General features: G+C 56.6%; 8 protein-coding genes and 1 tRNA gene. All 9 read left to right on the top strand.

The features are described 5' to 3' along the window. The first annotated feature begins 301 nt into the window (after window positions 1-301). The gene (locus B3C1_RS15625) at window positions 302-2,431 is read left to right on the top strand and encodes a prolyl oligopeptidase family serine peptidase (RefSeq protein WP_008486013.1); all 2,130 of its coding nucleotides are present in this window, start codon (window positions 302-304) and stop codon (window positions 2,429-2,431) included. Between the two features lie 45 nt (window positions 2,432-2,476). Further along, window positions 2,477-2,872, top strand: coding sequence for a tol-pal system-associated acyl-CoA thioesterase (gene ybgC / locus B3C1_RS15630; RefSeq protein WP_008486014.1), 396 nt, complete (start codon window positions 2,477-2,479; stop codon window positions 2,870-2,872). After that, window positions 2,869-3,561: a protein TolQ gene (gene tolQ / locus B3C1_RS15635; RefSeq protein WP_008486015.1), complete on the top strand. Its 693-nt coding sequence runs from the start codon at window positions 2,869-2,871 to the stop codon at window positions 3,559-3,561. The genes ybgC and tolQ overlap by 4 nt, the downstream gene beginning before the upstream one ends. After that, window positions 3,558-3,992: a protein TolR gene (tolR, locus tag B3C1_RS15640; RefSeq protein ID WP_008486016.1), complete on the top strand. Its 435-nt coding sequence runs from the start codon at window positions 3,558-3,560 to the stop codon at window positions 3,990-3,992. The genes tolQ and tolR overlap by 4 nt, the downstream gene beginning before the upstream one ends. A 2-nt stretch (window positions 3,993-3,994) precedes the next feature. After that, a complete protein-coding gene (tolA, locus tag B3C1_RS15645; protein WP_008486017.1) occupies window positions 3,995-4,945 on the top strand; it encodes a cell envelope integrity protein TolA in 951 nt (316 codons plus the stop codon). 10 nt (window positions 4,946-4,955) lie between these two features. Continuing rightward, window positions 4,956-6,296 carry a Tol-Pal system beta propeller repeat protein TolB gene (gene tolB / locus B3C1_RS15650; protein WP_008486019.1) on the top strand — a complete coding sequence of 447 codons (1,341 nt, stop codon included), beginning with the start codon at window positions 4,956-4,958 and terminating at the stop codon, window positions 6,294-6,296. A 42-nt stretch (window positions 6,297-6,338) separates the two neighbouring features. Further along, window positions 6,339-6,863: a peptidoglycan-associated lipoprotein Pal gene (gene pal / locus B3C1_RS15655; protein WP_008486021.1), complete on the top strand. Its 525-nt coding sequence runs from the start codon at window positions 6,339-6,341 to the stop codon at window positions 6,861-6,863. 3 nt (window positions 6,864-6,866) lie between these two features. After that, window positions 6,867-7,610, top strand: a complete 744-nt coding sequence (gene ybgF, locus B3C1_RS15660; RefSeq protein ID WP_035482457.1) for a tol-pal system protein YbgF — start codon at window positions 6,867-6,869, stop codon at window positions 7,608-7,610. 88 nt (window positions 7,611-7,698) lie between these two features. Further along, window positions 7,699-7,774, top strand: a tRNA-Lys gene (locus B3C1_RS15665). Window positions 7,775-7,884 lie beyond the last annotated feature (110 nt).

The following is a 7,884-nucleotide window of genomic DNA, read 5'->3' on the forward strand; positions in this document are numbered from 1 at the left end:
TGATCAGCAGGTCGGGCCTCAACCGAGAAAAATTGCGCTTATTCATAAGAAAAACTAATGTTAAATGGCTATTCTAGTTTACCAATACGTCAACCTTAGCCATTTAAAGCATTTTTTCTCATTAAAAACATCATGATACATAAAAGATTAAAAAACGCGCAACATAAGGAAATTCATCCTTAAAGAGCTAGTGGTGCATGGTTATGCAGGCGCTCAACGGGTATCTGGCGGCGGTAAGCCGGCTTGGCCCTTGGTGGGCATTTGATATAGTCCTTGCGTACTTCTTTTTAAGGAATTCAAGATGAAAGGACAACTGCTCGCCTCCGCACTGGCGGTGGCCCTGCTGGCAGGTTGCCAACAGGCCGGCCAGGGGGATACCCAGGCCGCCACCCTGAGCTATCCCCAGACGCCAACCACAGACCAGATCGATGACTACTTCGGTACCCAGGTGGCGGATCCCTACCGCTGGCTGGAGTCCGACAGCCCCGAGGTCAGCCGCTGGGTCAGTGAGCAGAAAACCTTGGCCGACGACTATTTGAGTGCCATACCGGTCAGGGCCGAGCTTGAAAAGCGCATTACCGCCCTTTGGAACTATGAGCGCTTTTCCGCCCCCTACCGCCGTGGCGACAACATCTTTTACTTCCGTAACGACGGCCTGCAGTCCCAAAGCGTGCTTTACGTGCAGGACGGCCCCAAGGGCACGGCCAGGGTGCTCCTTGACCCCAACCGCCTGTCCGGTGACGGCACCGTAGCCCTGTCTGGTACCCAGGTTTCAAATAACGGCAAGGTACTGGCTTATGGTACCTCCAAGTCCGGTTCCGACTGGCAGCAATGGCAGTTTATGGACGTGGCCACAGGGCAGCCCCTGGCCGACAAGCTGGAGTGGATCAAGTTTTCCTCTGCCAGTTGGGACAAGGATGGCAAAGGGGTCTTTTACGCCCGTTACGACGCCCCCAAAGGTGGCGAGGCCCTGTCCGGGGTTAACTACAACCAAAAACTCTATTACCACCGCATGGGCACCCCCCAATCCCAGGACCAACTGGTTTACCAGCGTCCCGATCATAAGGACTGGGGTTTTGGTGCCGATGTCTCGGAAGACGGCCGCTACCTGTTGATCTACGTGTCCAAGGGCACCGACTCACGGAACCGCTTCTTCTACAAGGATCTGCAAAAAGGCGGCAAGGTGGTGGAGCTGATCCCCGACCTGGAAGCCTCCTACAGTTTTATCGGTCATGACGGCCCGGTTTTCTATTTTGAGACCAACCTCAATGCCCCCAAGGGTAAAGTGGTGGCCATCGACACCCGCAGCCCAGCCAAAGCCAATTGGAAGACCCTGATCCCCGAGGGGGACAATCCCATTTCCCAGGTCAGCCTTTTTAACGACCAGTTCCTGGTGCTGACCATGAAGGACGCCCTGTCCGAACTCAAGGTCCATGACCTCAAAGGTACCTACCTGCGCACCGTGGCCTTGCCCGGTAAAGGCAGCGTCAGTGGCTTGAGCGGCAAACGCAAAAGCAGCGAGGCCTACTTCAGCTTTGCTTCCTACATCCAGGCGCCCAGCATCTACAAGCTGGATATGGCTCAAAACAGCGTCAGTCCCTATCGCCAACCGGTGCTGGCCTACAATCCCGACGATTTCGTCTCAGAACAGGTGTTCTACCGCTCCAAGGACGGCACCAAGGTGCCGATGATGATCTCCTATAAGAAGGGCATCAAACTGGACGGCAATAACCCGACCCTGCTTTACGCCTACGGCGGTTTCAACATCCCCCTGACCCCGCGTTTCAGCTCCGCCAACATTGCCTGGATGGAACGGGGCGGCGTTTATGCGGTGCCCAACCTGCGCGGCGGCAGCGAATATGGCGAAGCCTGGCACCAGGCCGGTATGAAGGAGAAAAAGCAGAACGTCTTTGACGACTACTTTGCCGCTGCCGAATACCTGATCCAGACCGGCTACACCAGCCCCAAAAAGCTGGGTGCCTACGGCCGCAGCAACGGTGGCCTGTTGATGGGAGCGGCCCTGACCCAAAGACCGGACCTGTTTGCGGCCGTGCTGCCGGCGGTGGGGGTGCTGGACATGCTGCGCTTCCACAAATTCACCATCGGTTGGGCCTGGACCAGTGAGTACGGCAGCGCCGACAACGCCGCCGACTTCCCCTATCTTTACGCCTACTCGCCTTTGCATAACGTCAAGAAAAGGGCCTACCCGGCCACCATGGTGATGACTGCCGACCATGACGACAGGGTGGTGCCTTACCACTCCTTCAAATTTGCCGCCACGGTGCAGGCCGATCAGCAGGGCCCGGCGCCGGTGATATTGCGCATCGAGCACAATGCCGGCCACGGCGCCGGCAAGCCCACTGCCATGCAAATCCGTGAGGCTTCCGACATCTTTGCGTTTTTGCTAAAAAACATGGGCGAGACCCGGTAACTGTTCAGGGGAGCTTAAGCTCCCCTTTTTCATGATGAGGACCCTATGCAGCACCAGTGGCCAATCCGGATTTACTACGAAGACACCGACGCCGGTGGCATCGTTTACCACGCCAATTACCTGAAGTTCTTTGAGAGGGCCCGTACCGAGTGGCTGCGGGCACTGGGCATAGAGCAAAACGGTTTATTGGCGTCCGGTATCGCCTTTGTGGTCCGCTCTGTTAAGATGGAAAATTATTTACCGGCCCGCTTCAACGAGTTACTGCAGGTTAACAGTCAGGTGACAGCCCTCAAGCGGGCCAGTCTGACCTTCCACCAGCAGCTGCTCAGAGAAGGGGGTCAAATTTTGTGTGAAGCGGAAGTGCTGGTGGCCTGTGTCGATTTGAACAAAGGCAAGGCAACCGCTATTCCGACCGAAGTTTTGGGAGTGCTCAAAGGGTGAACGACATGTCCTTTTTTGGTCTGTTCTGGCAGGCAAGTCTGCTGGTCAAGACCGTGATGCTGATCCTGCTGGCTTTCTCCGTATTTTCATGGACGCTGATCTTCCAGCGCCACAAGGTATTGAAGCAAGCAAAAAGCCAGGCCGACCGTTTTGAAGACAAGTTTTGGTCCGGCATCGACCTTGGCAAGCTCTACCACGAACTCAATGCCCGCCAGGATCAATTGGGCGGCATGGAAAAGGTATTCACCGCCGGCTTCAAGGAATTTGCCCGCCTCTCCAAGAACTCCAGCCGCAGCCCCCAGTCGGTGCTGGACGGGGCGGACCGTTCCATGCGGGTGACCTTGAACCGGGAAGTGGAACACCTGGAGTCCCATTTGTCGTTCCTGGCCACCGTCGGTTCCATCAGCCCTTATGTGGGCCTGTTCGGTACCGTCTGGGGCATCATGAACTCCTTTATCGCCCTGGGTAATGTGCAGCAGGCCACCCTGTCCATGGTGGCCCCCGGCATCGCCGAGGCCCTGATCGCCACCGCCATGGGCCTGTTCGCGGCCATTCCTGCGGTGATGGCTTACAACCGTTTCTCCCACAACGTGGAAAAACTGGAACAGGCTTACCTTAACTTCCAGGAAGAGTTCGCCGCTATTTTGCACCGTCAAGTCTTTGCCAATGATGGAGGCCAGGCTGCATGAGTGCCGCGCCGCGAAAACGCCGCCGCCCTGTTGCCGAGATCAACGTCGTTCCCTATATCGACGTGATGTTGGTGCTGCTGATCATCTTTATGGTCACGGCGCCCTTGATCACCCAGGGAGTCAAGGTGGATCTGCCCAAGCAGTCTTCCGAACCCCTGCCGCCGGACTCCAAGCCGGCGGCCGTGGTGTCCATCACCAAGGAAGGGGACTACTTCCTACAGGTGGGCTCCAAAAAGGCAGAGCAATATGACGACGTGGCCACCTTGGCCGCTGTGGTCAAGGCCCAGCGTGAAGTGGAGCCGGCTACCCCCGTGGTGATCCGTGGTGACGGTGCCGTGCCCTACGCCAAGGTGGTACAGCTGATGGGCACCTTGCAAGGTGCCGGAGTGGATGATGTAGGGCTGATGACAGATCCGCCCGAGGAGAAGTAACCATGCGCAAAGACGGCATGGGTCTTCCGCTGGGCTTGTCCATTGGGGTGCATGTGCTGGTGCTGGTTTTCCTGGGGTTGTCCCTGGATTTTACCGACGCGCCGCAGATGCCGCAGCCCCAAGGGGAACCCATTACCGCCAAGGCGGTCGACAGCAAGGTAGTGGAAGAGCAGGTCAAGCGGATTAAGGCCGAACAGGCTGCCGAACGTAAGGCCGAGGCCGACCGTAAGCAGCGCCTGGAGCAAGAGCGCCAGGCCGAGCAAAAACGTATCGCCGATCTCAAGCGCCAGCGGGCGCAGGAAGAACAGGCCAAGGTCGAAGCGCAAAAGCAAGCCGCCGAGGCCAAGCGCATTCAGGCACAGGAAGCCAAGAAGGCCAAGGAACTGGAGCTGGAGCGCCAGAAGAAGCTCGAAGAGAAGAAAAAAGCCGAGGAAGCCGCCAAGGCTGCCGAGGCCAAGCGCCAAAAGGAAGAGGCTGCCGCCAAGGCCGCCGAAGAAAAGCGTAAGAAGGAAGAAGCCGAGCGCAAACGCAAAGAAGAAGAGGCCCGTAAAAAGGCCGAAGCGGAGAAAAAGCGTAAGGCAGAGGAAGCGCGCAAGAAGGCCGAAGCCGAGCAGCAGTTGGCCGATCAGATGGCCGCCGAAGCGGCTGCCCGGTCCAAGGCAAGGCAAAAGCAGGTGCTGAGCGAGATAGACAAGTATCGTGCGCTTATCATCGACACCATTCAGCGCAACTGGGTGGTGGACGACAGCATGCGTGGCAAGGAAGCACAGGTGCGTATCAAGCTGGCCCCCAGTGGCCTAGTGCTGGATGTGCAATATGTATCGGGTGACAGGGCGATTTTCGAGTCGGCCCAGCGGGCGGTCTGGAAGGCGGAAACCCTGCCGGTGTCCAGCGACCCTGAAGTGTTCGCCCAGATGCGCGAAATTAACATGACCATGAAGCCACAATTCTGACGAGGTTGCCGTGCGTTTTCTGACAGTGCTATTTCTGGGCCTGCTGACCTTGAGCCAGAGTGCCAAGGCGGCCCTGGACATCGTGATCACCGACGGTATGGACACGGCCCGCCCCGTGGCCATATTGCCCTTTACCTTCGAAGGCGGCCTGCTGCCTTTGCAGCCGGCCGAGGTGATAGGAGCGGATCTTCGCAACTCCGGCAAGTTCTCCCCCTTGGGGGTGAACGCCATGCCCGAGCAGCCCCGCAGCGTTGACGACATCCACTACGGCGCCTGGGCCACCAAAGGGGTAGAGGCCCTGGTGGTGGGCACAGTCAAGCCTTACGGTGAGGACAAGTACCTGGTCAGTTTTGATCTGGTGGACGTATTGCGTGGCCAGGTCACAGGCGGAAACCAGCAACGGTTGGCTGACGGCAGCCTGGTCAAATCCAGCGCCCATATCCTCGAATCCCGTCAGGCGGTAATTTCTTCCCGCCAATTTCGACAGTATTCGCACCGTATAGCCGATATAGTCTATGAGAAGCTCACCGGAGAACGGGGCGCTTTCCTTACCCGCATAGCTTATGTGGTGGTGGATAACGATCCGGTATACCCGTACAAATTGATGGTGTCCGATTACGATGGTTACAACGAAACCGTGGTAACCAAGGCCAAAGAACCCTTGATGTCACCGTCCTGGTCACCTGACGGAACAAAATTGGCGTATGTTTCTTTCCAAAATCGTACTGCCGAGATTTTCGTTCAGGATCTTTACAACCAGCGTCGTGAAAAATTGACGTCGTTTCCGATGATCAACGGCAACCCTGTTTGGTCACCGGACGGTAAAAAGTTGGCCATGGTTCTGTCGAAAGACGGTAACCCTGAAATTTACGTGATGGACATCGCGTCGAAGCAAGTAACACGGCTGACCGACCACTACGCCATAGATACGGAACCGTCCTGGTTCCCTGATTCCAAGGCGATTGTGTTCACCTCGGAGCGGGGTGGTCGTCCTCAACTTTATCGTGTAGATTTGTCTTCTAAAGCTGTGAAACGCTTGACTTTTGATGGTGAGCAGAACCTGGGCGGCTCTATCAGTCCTGATGGGAAATACCTCATCATGGTGAACCGTACTCAGGGGAATTACCGGATCGCACGTCAGGACCTGGAAACGGGTGCGCTGCAGGTTCTGACAAAAACGGAATTGGATGAGTCTCCAAGCCTGGCCCCCAATGGCAGCATGATTATTTATGCCACGCTCTATCGGGGGCAGAAGGTTTTGGGTCTAGTGTCGGTGGATGGGCGTTTTAAAGCCCGCCTGCCGGCCCGCCAGGGACAGGTGAAGGCTCCGGCCTGGTCACCCTTTTTGTAAAAAAATAACTCTTTGCAGTCATAGCAATATAAGGACCTGACGATGCAACACAATAAACTTCTGAAAGGGATGCTGCTGGCTCTGCCAATCCTGGCCCTCTCAGCCTGTTCCTCTACTTCCGACACCAAAACTGCCGGTTCCACTACTTCCAACCAGCAGCAACAAGAAGAAGTGGTAACCGGTACTGTTGAGCCGGTCATGAGCGCCGAAGAACAACGTCGCATGCGCCAGGAAGAGATGCGCCGTGAGCACATCATCTACTTCGAATTCGACAAGTACGACATCCGTCCCGAGTTCGCTGAAGTTCTGGAAGCCCACGCTGCCTACCTGCGTGAAAACCAAGGCGTTAAAGTACTGATCGAAGGCCACGCCGATGAGCGCGGTACTCCCGAGTACAACATCGCCCTGGGCGAGAAGCGTGCCAAGGCCGTTAAGCAATACATGCTGGGCCTGGGCGTATTGGACTCCCAGATCAGCCTGGTGTCCTACGGTGAAGAGAAACCTCTGGATCCTAGCCATTCCGAGGAAGCTTTCTCCAAAAACCGTCGTGCCGTACTGGTTTACTAAGTTATGAATAAACCGCTGACAAGTCTTGTCTTGTTGGTCGGCCTGTCCGGCGCCGCTTATGCGGCGCCGGCGCCCGTTGTGGAGGCCGGCGGGGATTTGGAATCCCGAGTCGCGCGCCTGGAGGCGCAATTTGAATCCCGCAGCCGTATGCAGCTGGAAACCCAGCAGCGCCTCAGTGCCCTGCAAGACGAATTGCGTGAACTGCGTGGCGTCACCGAAGAGCATGACCATAAGCTGAGTCAGCTTCTGGACCGCCAGCGGGAGATCTACAAGGAACTGGCCAGAGTGCAATCCGGTACGCCGGTAGCCACACCGTCGCCAGCCGCCAACAGCCAGCCTGTGGTCGACACAGGTAGCAATTACTCTGCCGATCTGAGCGAGAACGACGCCTACGATCGCGCCGTGGGCCTGGTCCTCAAGCAAAAGGACTACGCCAAGGCGACGGATGCTTTCAGAAAGTTCATCAAGGACTTTCCGAAGTCTTCCTATATCGACAACGCCCACTATTGGTTGGGGCAACTGCTCTACAGCGATCGCAAGCTGGACGAAGCAGGCCAGTCCTTTATCCAGGTGGTGAACCGCTTCCCCAATTCCAGTAAACGCGCCGACGCCATGCTTAAGCTAGGCATCATCGCCCTGGAAAAAGGGGACAAGGCCGGTGCTTCGGCCTACTTCAACCGCGTCGTAAAAGAGTACCCGGATACCACCTCGGCCCGCCTGGCCAAGGACAAACTGGGCAGCTTGTAAGCCGTCTGTCGGCTTTTTGCGCAATCGGTCCCTGGCCGTGATTTTCTTCTTGCACGGCCAGTCAAATTCAGTAAGATAGGCGCCCGTCGGGTCGTTAGCTCAGTTGGTAGAGCAGTTGACTTTTAATCAATTGGTCGCAGGTTCGAATCCTGCACGACCCACCAGACTCTTAAAAGCCTGCAAAAGCGGGCTTTTTTAATCGGCCTTGTCGGGCCCGTACCCAGGTACTAAAGCGGCAAAAACTTGATGGGTCGTTAGCTCAGTTGGTAGAGCA

This window comes from Gallaecimonas xiamenensis 3-C-1 (assembly GCF_000299915.1).
Lineage (GTDB): Bacteria > Pseudomonadota > Gammaproteobacteria > Enterobacterales > Gallaecimonadaceae > Gallaecimonas > Gallaecimonas xiamenensis.